Source organism: Herminiimonas sp. CN (assembly GCF_000622895.1).
Taxonomy (GTDB): domain Bacteria; phylum Pseudomonadota; class Gammaproteobacteria; order Burkholderiales; family Burkholderiaceae_D; genus AVCC01.
Window position 1 is genome coordinate 1 of the sequence record NZ_AVCC01000042.1, and the last position, 17,421, is coordinate 17,421.

A 17,421-nucleotide genomic window follows, 5' to 3' on the forward strand; every position below is an offset into this window, starting at 1 on the left:
GTTCATGTCTTGCAGCGCGTGCAGCAATTGGCCGGTTTCGTCAGTGGCGCCGGTTTCGATATGGCTGGTCAGGTCACCGGAAGCCACGGTGCGTGCCACCTGCACTGCCCGGTTCAGCGGCAACGTAATGCTGCGCGTGGTCCAGTACGCAAAGCCGCATGCCAGCAAGGTGGCCAATGCAGCGAGCGCAGTCATCAGATTGCTGCTGTTGTGGAAATTGTTTGCCGCTTCTTCGCCGCTCTTGTCGACCAGTATTCCACCCAGCTTGATCAGACCTTTCACCTCGTTAAAGTATGCCTGCTGATCCTGAGCCACGGTAGCCAGCAACAGGTTGCCTGCTTCCTGCTTCTTGCCTTCCGCGGCCAATTTCAGGAATTCAGCTTGTCCGACTGCATACTTGGCGCGCGCCGCGGCGATTGCCTTGAAAATCTGTTGGCCTTTTTCAGTCGAAAGCGACTTATCGAGCTTGTCGAGATTTGTGGTTACATTTTTTCTGGTCTCGAGCAGAGTAGCCAGCTCGCTCTTGATTTTTTCCGGATCGTCCAGAATCAGCATGTTGCGCATCCGGATTGCTGTATCGCTGATGTCGTTCAGCACGGCATTGGCCAGCATGACTTTTGGATAGCGATCATTGATGATCAGGCTGGTGCCGTCGTTGAGTGCGCCAAGACGTGTAATTCCGAGCGATGTTATGCCAATCAGCAGCAGGACGACCAGACCAAATCCGGCAGCTAACCGGGTTCCGACATTCATATTCATTTTCATTTGTGTTCTATTTAAAGTAAGCAGTTTTGGTGATTTTGCAGGGACTTGATCGCACTAAGCGGCAAGTTTTTCAACCATTCCATTCACCGCAAGATACCAGTTTACCAATATTCAAGCGGAACGATTTTTATCGAAAATAGTGATGACAAGATGATGCAAAGGTCGCGCATTCCAGGAGCGGCACCAGTCGCGCAGTTTGGTGCAATCATTGAAATGGTGCTGCATTGCAACATTTTTCAGGATAACATATTTAGTTTAAGTTGCTCTGCGTGAATCAAAATTTTTTCTGATTGATTTGATTGGATGTCAATTTTTTTGTGATCGAGCAGCGCGGCAACGGCGGCCGTTATTGGGCGCAGTAACGCACGCGGAGGGTTCTGTATTTTGGTTGGAATGTTTTAATAATAGGCGGGGTATGGCGAAAAACATCAGGTTGCCGCACGTTTTATGTGCGGCAACCTAATATACCTATATCGGTATGTTCATGGGGTGAGCGCCATGGCTGGCGCAGGGATTATTTCAATTGCAGCAACAAGCCCGACAGCATCGAGATCATCTGCTTGATTTCGTCGCGGCTGACGTTAAGCGCCGGCATGAAGCGCAGCAGGTCGGGGCGCGGCGAGTTCAGCAGCAGGCCGAGCGGCTGCAACTCGCGCGCCGCCTCCACCAGTTGGGCGCCGATCGGGCGGCCGAGTTCCAGCGCGCGCAGCAAGCCTTCGCCGCGTTCGCCTTGCAGGCCGTGCTGCTGGCACAGTTGCAGCAGTTCCGCGCGCAGGTAGGCGCCGGTTTCCTGCACCGAGGGCAGGAAGCCCGGCTGCAGCAATGCTTCCATCACCGCCACGCCGACGGCGGTCATCAAGGGGTTGCCGTTGTAGGTGCCGCCCTGGTCACCGGGCTCGAAACAGGCCACGGCTTCGGTACAGAGCATGGCCGCCAGCGGCACGCCGCCGCCGATGCCCTTGCCCAAGGTCATCACATCCGGCGCGATGTCCGACAATTGGTGGGCGAACAGCGCGCCGCAACGGCCCATGCCGGTCTGCACTTCATCGACGATCAGCAGGAGGCCGCGACGGGTAGTCAATTCACGCAGCGCTTGCATGAATTCGCGGCTGGCCGGGATCACGCCGCCTTCGCCCTGCACCGGCTCCAGCATCACGGCCACGGTGTTGGCGTTGATCAGTTTCTCGACCGACCCGATGTCGTTCAGCTCAGCCTTCGGAAAGCCCGGTACTTGCGGTGCGTACAGCGTATCCCAGCCATGCTTGCCGGAAGCCGACATGGTGGCCAGCGTGCGGCCGTGGAAGCTGTGGTTGAAGCTGATGATTTCGAACGCGCCGTCCTTGTGCTTCTTGCCCCATTTGCGCGCCAGCTTGATCGCGCCTTCGTTGGCTTCGGCGCCGCTGTTGGCGAAGAACACGCGGTCGAAGCAGGAGTTGGCGGTCAGCAGCGCGGCCAGCTTGATCGATGGCTCGTTGTAGAACGCCGGCGACGGGTTGATCAGTTTTTTCGTTTGCGCGGCCAGCGCATCCTGGATGCACTGCGGCGAGTGGCCGAGGCAGTTGACGGCCCAGCCTTGCAGGTAATCCAGATAGCGTTTGCCGTTATGGTCGGTCAGCCACATGCCGCTGCCTTCGGTGAAGACCAGCGGCGGGCGATTGGTGATGAACATTAAAGAGTTGACATCGTATTGCTCGAAATTCATGGTTGCTCCGGGTATGCGGGATTGAATGAAGATAAACACAGCCGCAAAGGTGTGAGGATAACGACGCTATTTACTGCGGCTGCAAGTTATTCAGGCGGTCAGCAGATCGGCTGCCGAGGTGAACGCGTCGGCATAAAACTCCTCCGGCGGCAGCTTGCACTGCGCGATGAAATCCCGCTTGGCCGCATCCACCATCAGCGGTGCGCCGCAAGCGTATACCTGATAGGCGGACAAGTCAGGCATGTCCTCGATCACCGCGCGGTGCACGAAACCGCTACGGCCTTGCCAATGATCTTCCGCCTGCGCATCCGACACCACCGGCACGTACTTGAAATGGGGTAGGGTGCGCGCCCATTCTTCGCACAGCGCGTGCATGTACAGATCCTGCGGCCGGCGGCCGCCCCAATACAGCGTGATCGGACGCTTCGATCCGATGTAGGCGGCGTGTTCGATGATGGCCTTGATCGGCGCAAAACCGGTGCCGGAGGCCAGCAGCACGATCGGTTTGTCGGAATCCTCGCGCAGGAAGAAGGTGCCGAGCGGGCCTTCGAAGCGCAGTATGTCGCGTTCCTTGAGGCTGCCAAATACCTGGTCGGTAAACAGGCCGCCCGGCATGCGGCGCACGTGCAGCGTGATCTTTTCGTCCAGATGCGGCGCGTTGGCCATGCTGTAGCTGCGCCGCTTGCCGTCGCGCAGTATGAATTCGATGTATTGCCCTGCCAGGTATTGCAGCCGCTCGGCCGCCGGCAGTTGCAGCGAGATGATCATCACGTCGTCGGACACCTGTTCCAGCGCGGCGATGCGCGCCGGCATCTTCTTGACTGGGAATTCGCCCACGCTTTGCACTTCGTGCGCTTCGATCGCCAAGTCCGACAGCGGCGTGGCGCAGCAGAAAAGTGCGATGCCGTTTGCTGCCTCTGCGTCGGACAGCGCCTTTTGCTGATGTGCACCGTGCCTGACCATGCCAGACAGCAGCTTGCCCTTGCAGGCGCCGCAAGCCCCGTTCTTGCAGCCGTAGGGCAGGTTAATGCCGGCATGCATCGCTGCGCTCAATATGTTGTCGTTTTCTTCGCAGTCAAATTGCCGACCGCTGGGCTGAACCGTCACTTGAAAAGTCATACAATCCCAATGATGAAAAATACCGTCAATAAAATGCCGCCAAGTGTTACGCAACAGCGCGGCGCCCGCAAGCTGGGCCGGCCGCGCCTGCTGATCCTCGGTTGCGGCGATGTCGGCATGCGTTTGCTGCCGCTGCTGGGCAGCAACTTTCGCGTGTTCGCGGTAACCAGCCAGCCGGAACGTTGCGCAGCCTTGCGCGCGGCCGGCGCGGTACCGATCGTGGCCGATCTTGACCGGCCGCACAGCCTGCGTCGGCTGGCCGGCCTGGCGCAGACCATCGTGCATCTGGCGCCGCCGCAACCGGACGGCGCACAAGACCGGCGCAGCCGCAATCTGGTCGCTATTTTACCCGAGCAGGCCAAGCTGGTTTACATCAGCACCAGCGGCGTGTATGGCGATTGCGGCGGTGCCCGGTTCGACGAGACCCGCAGCGTCAACCCGCAAAACCCGCGCGCCCGGAGGCGGGTGGATGCCGAACAGGTCTTACGCAACTGGGCGCGGCGTTCCAATAGCCGCATGTGCATCCTGCGGGTGCCCGGTATTTACGCCGCCGGGCGGCTACCTTTGGAGCGCTTGCGCAAGGGTACGCCGGCGCTGACAGCGCAAGACGATGTGCATACGAACCACATCCACGCCGACGATCTGGCGCGCATCATCGTTGCGGCGCTGTTCAAGGCGCAGCCGTGCCGGGTCTATCATGCGGTTGATGACAGCGACATGAAAATGGGGGATTACTTCGATGCCGTGGCCGATGCTTTCGGCCTGCCGCATCCAGCGCGCCAGCCGCGCGCGGTGCTGCAGACTCAGGTGTCGCCGATGTTGCTGTCCTTCATGGCGGAATCGAGGCGGTTGAGCAATCGGCGCATCAAGAACGAACTCGGATTCCGCTTGCATTACACCGATGTACAAGCCGCGCTGGCTGAAATAACGGCGAACAAGTAGATTGCGATGGCGCCTGGCGAGACCGATTTTCAGGCGGCGGGCTGCGGGAAAGCCTCATGGTACAGCGCATGACTGGCGTAAGCCATCACCGGGAAAGCCAGCAGAAACAAGGGCAGCAGCAGAATGCTGACGATGATCGCGGCCGACAGGATGATCGCCCAGCTAATGCAGGGCACGAAGTTGCCGAAGATCACGCGCACGCTCAACACGATAGCCTGCACCAGTTCGACCCGACGGTAGTACAGCAGGGGCACGGAGAAGGCCGAGATGGCGAAAATCAGGAAAGCCAGGGCCGCACCCATCATCGAGCTCCAGAGGATAAAGGCCGCGACTTCGTCGGACGGAGGCAGCAATCCGGGCAGGAGTACCGGCGTGCGACCAACCATGAATCCGTACAGCGTTGCCGCATCGGTCAACCAGATCAGCAAGAGCAGCATGCACACCAGGGCTACCGCAATAATCTGACGCGAAGCATGGGAAAAGCCACTGAATACGTCGCCAAAGCGTGGTGGCAATTTCCTGGCAACCCGATCCGCCACGGAAAAAAAACCACAGAGCAGTATGGGGCCGATCAGCATGAATCCGCCCGCCAGCGGCAATATCATCGGCGTCAGGCCGGCTCGGGCAACCCCGGTCAGGATCAGCAGGCCAATGATTGCAAAGATCATTGCATAGGCGATGCTGACCTGCCGGCTTTGTAAAAAAAACCGCCCAGCCCTGCCGGATGGCCCTGGTTATCGAGGCCATCGACAGGCGACCGTAAAAGATTTCTTTTTTCTGCATGGAGCCCTCTGTGATATCCATAGGTATTTTGCCCCGTTTGGCATGCCGGCGCACGTAATTATGGATGAATCCGGATAAGGATCCCGGTATGGCAGGGCAGATTGAACGGAGATTTTGTCGTGAGCGTCAGGCGTTCCGCCATACAATATGAAGCCCATTGCAGGCGATGCCATACAAAAATATCAACATGACAGAGTTTGAAGAGCATTGCGCGGCTGCCTATCGGAGGGAGCGCGTTACCTGTCGCCGGCTGGCCAGAAGCACCGGGCTGTCGGAAGCGGCAGCGCTGAAGCAGGTGCTTGAGAAAGCGGCCGGCACCGGGCCGCTTGGCGCACTGATTGCGGCGCGCAAGCTGGTGAAGATGGAATTGGCTGCCAGGCTTGCGCTGCGCCGGCGGCAGAAGGCGCAACTGCTGGCGCGGAAGAAGGCGGAAAAACTGCCGGACGCCTGCGCCTGGCTGGCCTGGTTCGATGGCTCCGCGCATCCGAATCCCGGGCACATCGGTATCGGCGGGCTGCTCAGGAGCCCCGATGGGCGCACGCTCGAAATCAGCTCTGCCGCCGGACAGGGCGACAGCAATCAGGCCGAGTACCTGGCACTGATTGCCGTGCTGGAAGCGGCAATCCAGATCCAGCCGCAACAGCTGGTGGTGTATGGCGATAGCCAGGTGGTCATCAATGCGGTGAACACCTCCGGCAGTACCGGCACACACGGGCTGCAGCACCACTGCCAACGGGCCAGGCTGCTGGTCTCGCAACTGACTGCAGTCAGGCTGGAGTGGATTCCGCGCCAGAAAAATGCCGCAGCCGATGCGCTGTCCCAGCAGGCGATCAGCCTCCGGCTGGCCAGGTCCGATCAATCGTAGGCGCGGCTTAACCGGTATCGGATGCACGCAAGCGGACCCATCGCGCAGTGCAGCGGTCGCCAGCCATGCATGCCGCTGGCGTTGAAATATACTGATATGTGTATTTGGATATCGGCAATGAAATAATGCGTGAATGCCGCTATTTTAAGCATACCCGGCAATTTTTCAGCAAGGCAGGGCGGGGAGATGGCCGCCGCGCCCGAGCCTAGGTCAGTGAAGACGTCACCTTCAGCACTTCTTCGGCGGTGGTCGTGCCCTCGATGATCTTCAATGCGCCGGCGATGCGCAGCGGGTGCATGCCGTCGCTGGCAGCTTGCCGGCGCAACTGGTGGATGTCGGTCTGCTCGCGGATCAGTTTGGAAAACGGTTGCGTCACGGTCAGCAATTCGTACAGGCCGGTGCGGCCGCGGTAGCCGGTCTGGCGGCATTCCGGGCAGCCGACCGCGCGGTACACGGTGGCCGGCTGCGCCAGACTGCTGCCGGCCGCCAGCTTGCTCCAGATTTCCGCGTCCAGCGCGCCATCGGCTGATTTGCAATTGACGCACAGCGTGCGCACCAGGCGCTGCGCCATGATGCCGATCAGCGTGGTTTCCAGCAGGTAATACGGCACGCCCAGTTCCAGCAGCCGCATCACCGCCGAGGGGGCGTCGTTGGTGTGCAGCGTCGACAGCACCAGATGGCCGGTCAGCGCGGCCTGGATCGCCATCTCGGCGGTCGCCAGGTCGCGGATTTCGCCCACCATGATGATGTCGGGGTCTTGCCGCATCAGCGCCCGCACGCCGTCGGCGAACGACAGGTCGATGCCGTGCTGCACCTGCATCTGGTTGAACGAGGCCTCGACCATCTCGATCGGGTCTTCCACCGTGCAGACGTTGACTTCCGAGGTCGCCAGCGCCTTTAGCGTGGTGTACAGCGTGGTGGTCTTGCCGGAGCCGGTCGGGCCGGTGACCAGGATGATGCCGTGCGGGCGTTGGGTCAGCGCATCCCAGCGCGCCGCGTCGTCGGCCGGGAAGCCGAGTTCGGGCAGCGTCTTGACCACCACTTCCGGGTCGAAGATGCGCATCACCAGCTTTTCGCCGAAGGCGGTCGGCAGCGTCGACAGCCGCAATTCGATTTCCTGACCGGCGGCGGTCAGGGTCTTGATGCGGCCGTCCTGCGGCCGGCGCTTCTCGATCACGTCCATCCGGCCCAGCAGCTTGATGCGGGCGGTCATCGCGATCATCACCACCGCCGGCACCTGGTACACCTGATGCAGTATGCCGTCGATGCGAAAGCGCACCAGGCTGAAATCGCGCTTCGGTTCCAGGTGGATGTCGGAGGCGCGCTGGTCGAAGGCGTATTGCCACAGCCAGTCGACGATGTTGATGATGTGCTGGTCGTTGGCGTCGACCTGCTTGTTCTGCTTGCCGAGCTCGACCAGCTGCTCGAAGTTGTTGCGCAGCGCCAGGTCCTGGCCGTTGCTCTTGTGCGCGCCCTTGATCGATTTGGCCAGGCTGAAGAACTGGCTGATGTACTGGGCGATGTCGAGCGGGTTGGCGATCACCAGCTTGACGCTGCGGCGCGTGATCTTGGCGATCTCCGCTTCCCATTCGGTGGCATGCGGCTCGGCGGTGGCGATCACTAGTTCGGTCGGCGTCAGTTCCACCGGCAGGATGTTGAAGCGGGCCGCGTAGGTGGCCGACATCACGTCGGCCACGCGGGCGAAGTCGATCTTCAGCGGATCGATGCGGAAAAACGGCAGCTTGACCTTGCCGGCCAGCCATTCGGTCAGCCAGTCCAGCGTCAGCAGCCGGTGCGGCGGCAGCGCCGACAGCAGCTTGCACTGCGCCACCGCGGTCAGCGGATGCATCGCGCCGGTGGCGTTCCTGAGGATCGCCAGCGCCTGGTTGTAGCTGGCCTTGACATTCGGCTTGTCAACCATGCCGTCGGCCAGCAGCCAGGTGAATATTTGCTGCAGGTCGAGTCTTTTCGGGGTGTGCATCGGCAAGGTTCCAGGCTGTTTATCAGGTGTCGGGGCTTACGCAATACGGTAGCTTTATTCCTCGATCATCCAGACTTTCAAGCCATCCACCCAGGATTTGGCCGGCAATTTGGTCGCAACCCGGATAGTTTCTGCGCGCTCATACAGTGTGGAAAAGTCCAGTACCGGCGCCTTCTTGAAGGCGATCACGACGATGTTGCCGTCATGCACTTCCGGCAGCCAGACCACCGCGTCGAAGGCGAACTTCATTGCCTTCAGATTCTTCGCGTAGCTGGGATGGTCGCCGAACAGGTTGACCGTCATCATGCCTTCATCGGTCAGGCAGGCCGCGCAGGCTTGGTAGAACTCGGGCGTGTCGAGCACCGGGCCGCGCGCGGTGGCGTCGTACAGATCGATCTGCAGCACGTCGACGCTGCCGTGATGGGCGCTGTCGGTGACGAAATCCATCGCGTCCATTTCGATCACGTTCAGGCGCTCGTCGTTCGGCGGCAGCTTGAACATGGTTTCGCAGATCGTCACCACCGACGGATTGAGTTCAATCGCGGTCACCCGTGCTGCGGGAAACTGGCGGTAGCAGAATTTGGTCAGCGCACCGGTGCCCAGGCCGAGCTGGACCACGTGCGCCGGATGGTCGTTGAACAGCATCCACAGCATCATCTGCTGCGCGTATTCGAGCTCGATGGCATCCGGCTTGCGGATGCGCATCGCGCCCTGGACCCACTCGGTGCCGAAGTGCAGGAAGCGCACTCCGTCCTGTTCCGACAGGGTGACCGGCGCATACTTCGGCTTGCGCGCCGGTTTCGGGGCTTTGGCGGTTTCTGCGGCGCGCGATTGCCTAGGCGGCCGCAGGGATTCTTCTTTTTCGATCGATTTACGTTTGATGAGCATGTCGGCAGCCTGGAAAGTTCAGCGCATTATCCGGCGGCGCGCTGCCAAAGCACAAGTTTTTGTGCGAACGGGAGTTGCGCACGACCCATTTCCCGTCTTCCCGGGCGGCCTGGCGCGCCGCGCCAGATCCAGCGCGGTTTTTACAGAACGCGCCCCGGGCTGAGAATGCGGTGCGGATCGAGCGCGGATTTCAGGGTCTGCATCAGGGATATCTCTTCAGGAGTCCGGGAATAGGAGAGATAGTCCTTTTTATGCATGCCGACGCCATGTTCGGCCGAGATGCTGCCTTGGTAGTCGCACAAGAGCCCGTACAGGCAGTCCTTGATGCCGTGCTCCGGGAAGGTTTCCGGTGTGGTGTTCGGCACATGGACGCAGACATGCAGGTTGCTGTCGCCGATATGTCCGAAATGGACGTATTCGCAACCGGGAAAGCGCTGCTGCAGGCGGGTTTTCAGGGTATCGACGAAATTGCCGATGCAACCAATCGGCAGGCTGATGTCAAAACTGGCAATGGTTGGCCAGACCAGCGGGAATTCACCCGGTGCATCCCGCAGGTGCCAGAAACTCTGGGTCTCCTTTTCCGAGGCAGAGACAGCGGCGTCGGTAATCAGGCCGGCAGCGAAGGCCTGTTCCAGCATGCTTTCAAACAGCGCTGCATCGGCAACCGGATCGGCCCCCTGCAGGTCGAGCAGCACGTAGAACGGCGAACCCGCAGGCAACGGAGCCCGCTGTCCGGGGATGCGCATGGTCACCATCGCATAGAAATCCGACCACATCACCTCGAACGCAGACAGGCGTCCGGACAGGCGGCGCTGTGCGTGGCGCAGCAATGCGACCACGTTTTGATAGGAATTGACCGCGCACAGCGCGGTCTGCACGCAGCTCGGCAGCGGTTCGAGCCTGAACACCACGCGGGTGATCACGCCCAGCGTGCCTTCGGTGCCGATGAAGAGCTGCTTCAGGTCGTAGCCGGCGTTGTTTTTCTGCATCTTGTTCAGCGAGCTGATGACGGTGCCGTCGACGAGCACCGCCTCCAGTCCGAGTACCTGTTGGCGCGTCATGCCGTAGCGGATGACGCGGTTGCCGCCGGCGTTGGTGGCAACGTTGCCACCAACCTGACAAGAGCCCCGCGCGCCGAGGTCGATCGCGAGCAGGAAGCCCTGTGCGGCGGCGGCCTCCTGCGCTTGCTGCAATGGCGTGCCGGCCAGCAGCGTCATGGTCGCGGCCTGCCGGTCCAGTTCCTCGATCCCGCGCAGGCGTTCCAGCGACAGCACCAGTTCCCCGCTATTGGGCAAAGCCGCCCCCGCCAGGCCGGTCATGCCGCCTTGCGGGACGACCGGTTGCCGATGTTCATTGCACAGCCGCAGTACCGCTGCAACCTGCCCGGTATCGCGCGGCCGAACTACCGCCAGCGGCTGGCAATGTGCGGGCTGCGGAGAGAAGTATTCCTTGATGTAACGCGCATCGATCTCGTCGCCGGCAAGTACGGCATCGCTGCCGAGCGCGGCGCGAAGTTCAGTCAGAAGTTGAGCAGACATTCGAGATATCACTCCGGTATTTTGAAAATTGGATGTAAGCATCCAGCGCAAAAAATTGCGCTGGAGCTAGTAAAAAAAGGGTTTGCCCGATGTTTCGTGCAAACCCTTGTCAAACGATTGGATTATTTGACTTTATTTTGCCTGCGCGGCTTTTGCTTTGGCTAGCGTGATGGCGGTGTCCTCGATCATGTCTTCCTGGCCGCCGACCATGCCCCGACGTCCCATTTCGACCAGGATTTCGCGGGCAGGCACGCCATATTTTTTCTCGGCGCGCTTGGCGAACAGCAGGAAGGAGCCATACACCCCGGCGTAACCGAGGGTCAGCGCATCACGGTCGATACGGATCGGGAAATCCATGATCGGCGTCACCAGATCCTCGGCCACGTCCTGGATCTTGAACACATCGACGCCGGTCACGATACCCATGCGCGCGCACACCGCGATCAGGACTTCCAGCGGCGTATTGCCGGCCCCGGCCCCGAGGCCGGCTGCAGCAGCGTCGATGCGGGTGGCGCCGGCTTGCATCGCGGCAATCGAATTTGCCACGCCCATTGCCAGATTGTGGTGGCCGTGGAAGCCCAGTTCGGTTTCCGGCTTGAGCGCCGCGCGCACCGCGGACAGGCGCGCGCTAACGTCGCCCGGCAGCATGTAGCCGGCGGAGTCGGTGATGTAGATGCAGTTCGCGCCGTAGCCTTCCATCAGCCTGGCCTGCTTGACCAAGCCTTCCGGCGAGTTCATGTGCGCCATCATCAGGAAACCAACGGTGTCCATCTCCAGCTTCCGTGCCAGCGTGATGTGCTGCTCGGAAACATCGGCCTCGGTACAGTGGGTGGCGACGCGGATGGTATTGACGCCGTGATCGCGGGCCATGCGCAGGTGATCGACGGTGCCGATTCCCGGCAGCAGCAGCGCCGACACCTTGGCCTGCTTCATCAGAGGCACGACGGCGGACAGGTACTCCTCGTCGCTGTGGGCCGGAAAGCCGTAGTTGACCGAGGCGCCGCCGAGGCCGTCGCCGTGCGTGACTTCGATCAGCGGAATCCCTGCCGCGTCGAGGCCGCAGGCGATGGCCTTCATCTGTTCCAGGCTGATCTGATGGCGCTTCGGATGCATGCCGTCACGCAGCGTCATGTCGTGGACGGTGATTTTTTTGCCTTGCAGGTTCATGCAGTTCTCCTCAAGCCGTGATAGTGGAAGCAGCCGGACGCAGGACGATCCGGCCAGCGAGGATTTCCTCGGCAAACATCTCCGCGGTACGGGCGGCCGCGGCAGTCATTATGTCGAGATTGCCCGCGTAGCGCGGCAAGTAATCGCCCAGGCCTTCGACCTCCATGAAGATCGAGACGCGCTTGCCATCGAACACCGGGCCATTGACCAGCTTGTAACCGGGCACGTACTTTTGCACTTCCGCAATCATCGCATGCACCGATGCGGTAATCGCCGCCTGGTCCGGCTCGTCGGCGGTCAGGCAATGCACGGTATCGCGCATGATCATCGGCGGCTCGGCCGGGTTGATGATGATGATGGCCTTGCCCTTGTCGGCGCCGCCCACTTTCTCGATCGCACCTGCAGTGGTGCGGGTGAACTCGTCGATATTCTTGCGCGTCCCGGGGCCGGCCGAGCGGCTCGACACGGTGGCGACGATTTCGGCATATGGCACCTTCTGCACCCGCGACACCGCCGCCACCATCGGAATGGTGGCTTGGCCGCCACAGGTGACCATATTGACGTTCATCTCGCCCTTGCCGACGTGCTCGGCCAGATTCACCGGCGGCACGCAATACGGGCCGATGGCGGCGGGGGTGAGGTCGATCATCATCACGCCGAGTTCATTGAGCTTGCGCGAATTTTCCGCGTGGACATAGGCGCTGGTGGCGTCAAAGGCAATCTGGATGCCATCGGCGGCCACATGCGGCAGCAGGCCGTCCACGCCATCGGCGGTGGTTTTCAGCCCGAGTTCCCGCGCCCGCGTCAGGCCGTCGGATGCCGGGTCGATGCCGACCATCCACACCGGCTCCAGCACCGGGCTGCGCTTGAGCTTGTACAGCAGGTCGGTGCCGATATTGCCCGGCCCGATCAACGCACATTTGATTTTTTTCATGTTGCAATTCCTCCGTTTATAGATCCGGAACGCATAAAGTTGGAGCCGGATCCGCTCACCCCAGCCCTCTCCCGAAGGAGAGGGTGAGAACAGTGGCCCGGGAAATAAAACCCTTTCCGGGCCGAATCAGTAGCGGTTAGACGATGCCGGTCGCGTAGAACAGGACAATGGTGGCTGCAGCCATGACGGTCTTGATCAGGGTAATGGCAAAGATGTCGCGATAGGACTGGCGGTGCGTCAGGCCCGTCACGGTCAATAGGGTGATCACCGCGCCGTTGTGCGGCAGCGTGTCCATGCCGCCGCTGGCCATCGCCGCGATGCGGTGAAAGACTTCCAGTGGAATGTTTGCGGCGTGCGCGGCGGCGATGAAGTTATCCGCCATGGCCCCCAACGCGATGCTCAGGCCGCCGATGGCGGAACCGGTGAGCCCTGCCAGCACGGTGATCGACACCGCTTCGTTGACCAGCGGATTGGGGATCGAGCGCAGCGTCTCGGCGACGATGATAAAGCCCGGCAATGCCGCCATCACCGCACCGTAGCCGAATTCCGAGGCGCTGTTCATCACCGCCAGCAGGGAACCGCTGATCGCGTGCTTGCTGCCTTCGGCAAATTTCGGCAGCACCGTTTTGTAGCCGGTCAGGATGACGGTAACGATGCCGACTAACAGCGCCAGCTCGACCGCCCAGATCGCCACCGAACTGGCGATGGTCACCGGAATCGGCTTGGCGAGGCCCGCCAGGGTGATGGTATAGGTCGCGCCATCGTACAGATGGGGAATCATCTTGGCGAAAGCGTAGTTCAGGCCGAAAACCAGCGCCAGCGGCAGCAAGGCGACCAGCGGGTGCGGCAGTTTTTCGTTGGGATCGATCGGTTCCGGCTCGTTGATGTGGTTGTCGCCATAGCCTTCGCCGAGAGCGGCGGCTTTTTTCCGGCGCGAGTCGAGGTACCACATGCCGGTGGCAAAAATCATCAGGCCGCCGATGGTGCCCAGCCAAGGCGCAGCCCAGGTGTCGGTGCCGAAGAAGGTGGTGGGAATGATGTTCTGCACCTGCGGGCTGCCCGGGAAGGAGTCCATGGTGAAGGTGAATGCGCCGAGGGCAATGGTGCCCGGAATCAGGCGTTTCGGGATATTACTCAGACGGAACATCTCGGCGGCGAACGGATACACCGCAAACACCACCACATTGAGCGACACGCCACCGTAGGTCAGCAGGCCGCAGGTGATGACGATTACCAGCTGGGCACGCTTGCTACCCAACAGCTTGACGACCGCCGAACTGATCGCTTTGGCGTTGCCAGAAAGTTCGATTACCTTGCCGAAAATGGCGCCAAGCAGGAAGACCGGCAGAAAGTTCCTCACGAAGGTGACCAGCTTCTCCATGAAGACCGCGCCATAGACCGGACCAAGGGCCGCCGGATCGATAAACAGCACGGCTCCGAGCGCTGCCAGCGGTGCGAACAAGATAACGCTGAAGCCCCGGTACGCCATGATGACGAGGAAGGTGAGCGAAGCGATAATGACCAAAACATCCATAATGAATAAATCCCCCAAATCTTGATTTTTTAACTAACCTTGACGAACAACTACTGTCATCAGAGCGCGGCATACGAATATTTTTTGCGCTTACGACTCTAGCTTGGTCGCCGCTCGGAGGTAATTGGGGCCTACCCTAGTTAGGGATAACCCTAATGGAATCGGATCAGTCCGGCGCGGGAGCGGCGGCGCGTCAAGCGGTCACCGCTGCACATGACGGGACAAGCTGGCGTATCGTATAGCCTGAAAAACATCGATTGCCGTCCGTTCGCCCCTTCTGTTCCGGCATCCGGTACAGAAGGGGCGCAACCGAAAGCCGGCGTCCTCCGCTCCTTTTGCCCGATTTCACATTGCACACGACATGGCAGCCGATCAGCCTTACCCCATCCTTCCGATACATCTGCCGCGCCTGCGGCTCGGTATCCGCCTGAGACTCCTGCTGGTTGGCCTGGTCAGCCTGGCCGGCTTCATCGTACTGACGGCAATTGCCATGCAGTCGGTGCGCCAGCAAATGATCGAGGATCGGGTAACCAAGATTCGCCATCTGACCGAGATCGGCCGAGGCATTCTGGAATGGCAGCACCGGCGTTTTCAGCGCGGCGAAATCGATGAAGCCAGTGCAAAGAAAAAGGCGCTGGACGAGTTGCGCGCATTGCGATACGGCAATAATGAATATTTCTTCATTGACGATTTCAACAGCGTTTCCATCCTGTTACCGAACTTCCCGCAGTGGGAAGGGCGTGATTTCACCAACGAAGTCGATAGCAGCGGTCAATATTTCGTTCGCACCCAGCGCGATACCGCACTGGCCGGCGGCGGAACGGTCTATTACAAATTCCCGAAGCTGGACAGTCGCAAGAGCGTTGACAAGGCCGCCTATGTCTTGCCCTTCATGCCATGGAAATGGCTGATCGGCACCGGCATCTACCTCGATGATGTCGACCGCGAAATCCACGACATTCTGCTCCGGTTGCTTGCCGGGTTCGCTGCGGTGGTGGTGATTGCCGGTTTTTTCATCACGCTGATCGCACGCGGCATCACGCTGCCGCTGGGACGGTTGACGAGGGTAATACACCGATTGTCCGAGCGTGATTACACCGCTGTCGTCGAAGGCCGGGAGCGTTCTGACGAAATAGGCGACATCGCCCGGGCTTTGGAAATTTTCAGGCAGACCGGCCGCGATTTCGAGGCCCTGCAGCTGGAATTGCGGCAAAAGGAAGCGGCCGCCAACGAAGAGCACGCGATCTGGCTGGAGCAACAACGGGAAAATGCGATTCGCCTGGAGCAGACCTCACGTCTGATCACCGTCGGCGAAATGGCGACCAGCCTCGCGCATGAACTGAATCAACCGCTGGCCACGATCACCAACTATTGTCGCGGCTGCGTGCTCCTGCTGGAAGAAGGGATCGTGGATCGGCAAACCCTGCTGGAACCGATGCGCAAGGCCGCCGCCCAGGCAATGCGAGCAGCCAATATCGTCGCCCGCATTCGCACCTACCTGCGGCGCAGCGAGCCGGCCCTCGATCCGCAAGACCTGCGCGAAATCATCGCCGAAACCGCGGGGATTGCCGAACTCGATGCCCAGCGCCAGGGCGTCATCCTCAGCATCGAGGCGCCCCCTTCATTGCCATGGGTGCTGGCGGATCGGATCATGATCGAGCAAGTGATCCTTAACCTCATTCGCAACGGCATCGACGCCATGCAGACCGGTCATGGACAGCAACTGGCTGTGATCGCCGTACAGAGCGGCGCGTTCGTCGAAACGCAGGTGATCGACTGCGGCCCCGGAATCGCAGAGGCAGATCGGAAAAAAATCTTTGAGCCTTTTTACACTACCAAGCGCGACGGCATGGGGATGGGGCTCAACATCTGTCGCTCGATCATCGAGTTTCACGGTGGCCGGCTCTGGGTAAGCGCCAATCCGGCGGGCGGCGCCATCTTTCATTTCACCCTTCCGCACCAAGTACAGCCATGAGTTTTCCAGACGATCCGAAATACACCATTTATGTGGTTGACGACGACGACGCCTTCCGTGAATCCCTCGTCTGGCTGCTGAATTCCCGCGGTTACCCGGTCCAGTCGTTTGCATCGGCCGAAAGTTTTCTGAACATTTGCGATCAGATCCCGTTCGGTTGCCTGGTGGTCGACGTCCGCATGCCGGGCGCCAGCGGCATGGAACTCCACGACCGCCTGCTGGCCGGCGGAATTCACATCCCGACCATCATCATGAGCGGGCACGGCGACCTCAATATGGCGATTTCAGCCTTCCGCAAAGGCATTGTCGATTTTCTCGAAAAGCCGCTCGACGACCTCTATCTGCTGTCGCGCATCGACCGCTGCATCGCCCTCGAGCAGGAAAACAAGCGGCGCTTCCAGAGCACCGAGAATGTCATGCGCCGCCTCGCCAGCCTGACCTCGCGCGAGCGCGAGGTGCTCGACTGCATCCTGGCGGGGATGCTCAACAAGCAAATCGCCAATCAGTTGTGCATCAGCATCAAGACCGTTGAAGTGCACCGCAGCCGGGTAATGGAAAAGATCGGGGCGACTTCGGTGATCGAGCTCGTCAAGCTCAGCCTGAGCGCCAAGAGAGATTGGCAGTAGTCGCGGCTTCGACGCTGGTTTCGTCATTCATGACGCGCCTCGGTTCGACCATCGCCAGCCGGCTTTGATCGCGTGTTTTCGAATATGAATGGTCATCCGGTGACGCCCCGCCAAAGCACAAGTTTTTGTGCGAACGAGAGTTGCGCATTGGCCGGCGACGAGGACGGCAGAATCATGGCTGCATAGCCGGCAGCGGTGAATTGCGGCGCAAACTTGCCTGAAGTCTTGCCATTGAAGCACACCTGCTGCAAGGCCGGGCATTCTTGCCGAGCCAGTCAAACGGGTTGGCCCGGGCGGCGCGGATCGCGCTGTCGAGGCTGCCTGCGCGCCGGCAGCCGGCGATCACGTCCCACAATCCGATGCCGTGCTGCAGCAGGCAGGCCAGGCGCTGTTGGTAAGCCATTCCTTGCAGATCCGTTTGAAGCAGCGCCGACAGCAGCGCCCAGAATTGATTGCGCGGATGCGCATAATATTGCTGCGCCTGCAACGATGCAATACCCGGAAAGCTGCCCAGTATCAGAGTTCGGGTCGTCTGATCGATTACCGGCGGCAAGCCGGTCAGAGTCATGCGCGGTAGCGGCTTGTTCACGCGGTTTTTCCTG

The 17,421-nt window shown here is 60.5% G+C and carries 15 protein-coding genes and 1 pseudogene; 5 read left to right on the forward strand and 11 right to left on the reverse strand.

Features of this window, described 5'->3' with window-relative positions; genetic code table 11:
- Positions 1-759: MCP four helix bundle domain-containing protein (locus HMCN_RS0110345; RefSeq protein ID WP_162174128.1), on the reverse strand; the 759-nt coding region annotated here is incomplete at its 3' end.
- A 51-nt stretch (positions 760-810) separates the two neighbouring features.
- On the opposite strand from HMCN_RS0110345, the gene HMCN_RS19270 reads away from it, so the two are divergent.
- Entirely contained in the window at positions 811-1,038 is a 228-nt protein-coding gene (locus HMCN_RS19270) for a hypothetical protein (protein ID WP_155837532.1), read from the forward strand.
- 241 nt (positions 1,039-1,279) lie between these two features.
- On the opposite strand, the gene HMCN_RS0110350 is transcribed toward HMCN_RS19270, so the two are convergent.
- Entirely contained in the window at positions 1,280-2,467 is a 1,188-nt protein-coding gene (locus tag HMCN_RS0110350; RefSeq protein WP_025917318.1) for an acetylornithine transaminase, read from the reverse strand.
- Positions 2,468-2,557: 90 nt separating this feature from the next.
- A complete protein-coding gene (locus HMCN_RS0110355; RefSeq protein WP_025917319.1) occupies positions 2,558-3,586 on the reverse strand; it encodes a CDP-6-deoxy-delta-3,4-glucoseen reductase in 1,029 nt (342 codons plus the stop codon).
- A gap of 12 nt (positions 3,587-3,598) precedes the next feature.
- On the opposite strand from HMCN_RS0110355, the gene HMCN_RS0110360 reads away from it, so the two are divergent.
- Positions 3,599-4,528 (forward strand): SDR family oxidoreductase, encoded by a 930-nt coding sequence (locus HMCN_RS0110360; RefSeq protein WP_081801475.1) that lies wholly within the window; start codon positions 3,599-3,601, stop codon positions 4,526-4,528.
- A gap of 29 nt (positions 4,529-4,557) precedes the next feature.
- On the opposite strand, the gene HMCN_RS0110365 is transcribed toward HMCN_RS0110360, so the two are convergent.
- A complete protein-coding gene (locus tag HMCN_RS0110365; protein WP_025917321.1) occupies positions 4,558-5,196 on the reverse strand; it encodes a DUF2189 domain-containing protein in 639 nt (212 codons plus the stop codon).
- A 302-nt stretch (positions 5,197-5,498) separates the two neighbouring features.
- Between HMCN_RS0110365 and HMCN_RS0110370 the strand changes: the two genes are divergently transcribed.
- Positions 5,499-6,176 carry a ribonuclease HI family protein gene (locus HMCN_RS0110370; protein WP_025917322.1) on the forward strand — a complete coding sequence of 226 codons (678 nt, stop codon included), beginning with the start codon at positions 5,499-5,501 and terminating at the stop codon, positions 6,174-6,176.
- A 205-nt stretch (positions 6,177-6,381) separates the two neighbouring features.
- Here the strand turns inward: HMCN_RS0110370 and HMCN_RS0110375 are convergent, their stop codons facing one another.
- From HMCN_RS0110375 to HMCN_RS0110400, 6 genes are all read right to left on the reverse strand, one after another.
- A complete protein-coding gene (locus tag HMCN_RS0110375) occupies positions 6,382-8,157 on the reverse strand; it encodes a GspE/PulE family protein (RefSeq protein WP_025917323.1) in 1,776 nt (591 codons plus the stop codon).
- Between the two features lie 54 nt (positions 8,158-8,211).
- Positions 8,212-9,045 carry a spermidine synthase gene (locus HMCN_RS0110380; RefSeq protein WP_025917324.1) on the reverse strand — a complete coding sequence of 278 codons (834 nt, stop codon included), beginning with the start codon at positions 9,043-9,045 and terminating at the stop codon, positions 8,212-8,214.
- A 140-nt stretch (positions 9,046-9,185) separates the two neighbouring features.
- Positions 9,186-10,583: an FAD-binding oxidoreductase gene (locus HMCN_RS0110385; protein ID WP_025917325.1), complete on the reverse strand. Its 1,398-nt coding sequence runs from the start codon at positions 10,581-10,583 to the stop codon at positions 9,186-9,188.
- Between the two features lie 132 nt (positions 10,584-10,715).
- Positions 10,716-11,750, reverse strand: a complete 1,035-nt coding sequence (gene dmpG / locus HMCN_RS0110390; RefSeq protein WP_025917326.1) for a 4-hydroxy-2-oxovalerate aldolase — start codon at positions 11,748-11,750, stop codon at positions 10,716-10,718.
- A gap of 10 nt (positions 11,751-11,760) precedes the next feature.
- On the reverse strand, positions 11,761-12,684 hold the full coding sequence (locus HMCN_RS0110395) for an acetaldehyde dehydrogenase (acetylating) (RefSeq protein WP_025917327.1): 924 nt from the start codon (positions 12,682-12,684) through the stop codon (positions 11,761-11,763).
- Positions 12,685-12,820: 136 nt separating this feature from the next.
- Positions 12,821-14,218, reverse strand: coding sequence for a GntP family permease (locus HMCN_RS0110400; protein WP_025917328.1), 1,398 nt, complete (start codon positions 14,216-14,218; stop codon positions 12,821-12,823).
- 361 nt (positions 14,219-14,579) lie between these two features.
- Between HMCN_RS0110400 and HMCN_RS0110405 the strand changes: the two genes are divergently transcribed.
- Positions 14,580-16,193, forward strand: coding sequence for a cache domain-containing protein (locus HMCN_RS0110405; RefSeq protein ID WP_025917329.1), 1,614 nt, complete (start codon positions 14,580-14,582; stop codon positions 16,191-16,193).
- A complete protein-coding gene (locus HMCN_RS0110410; RefSeq protein WP_025917330.1) occupies positions 16,190-16,819 on the forward strand; it encodes a response regulator transcription factor in 630 nt (209 codons plus the stop codon). Before HMCN_RS0110405 ends, HMCN_RS0110410 begins: the two co-directional genes overlap by 4 nt.
- A 92-nt stretch (positions 16,820-16,911) precedes the next feature.
- On the opposite strand, the pseudogene HMCN_RS17610 reads toward HMCN_RS0110410, so the two are convergent.
- Positions 16,912-17,387: pseudogene (locus HMCN_RS17610) on the reverse strand (DNA-deoxyinosine glycosylase).
- Positions 17,388-17,421: the final 34 nt, after the last annotated feature.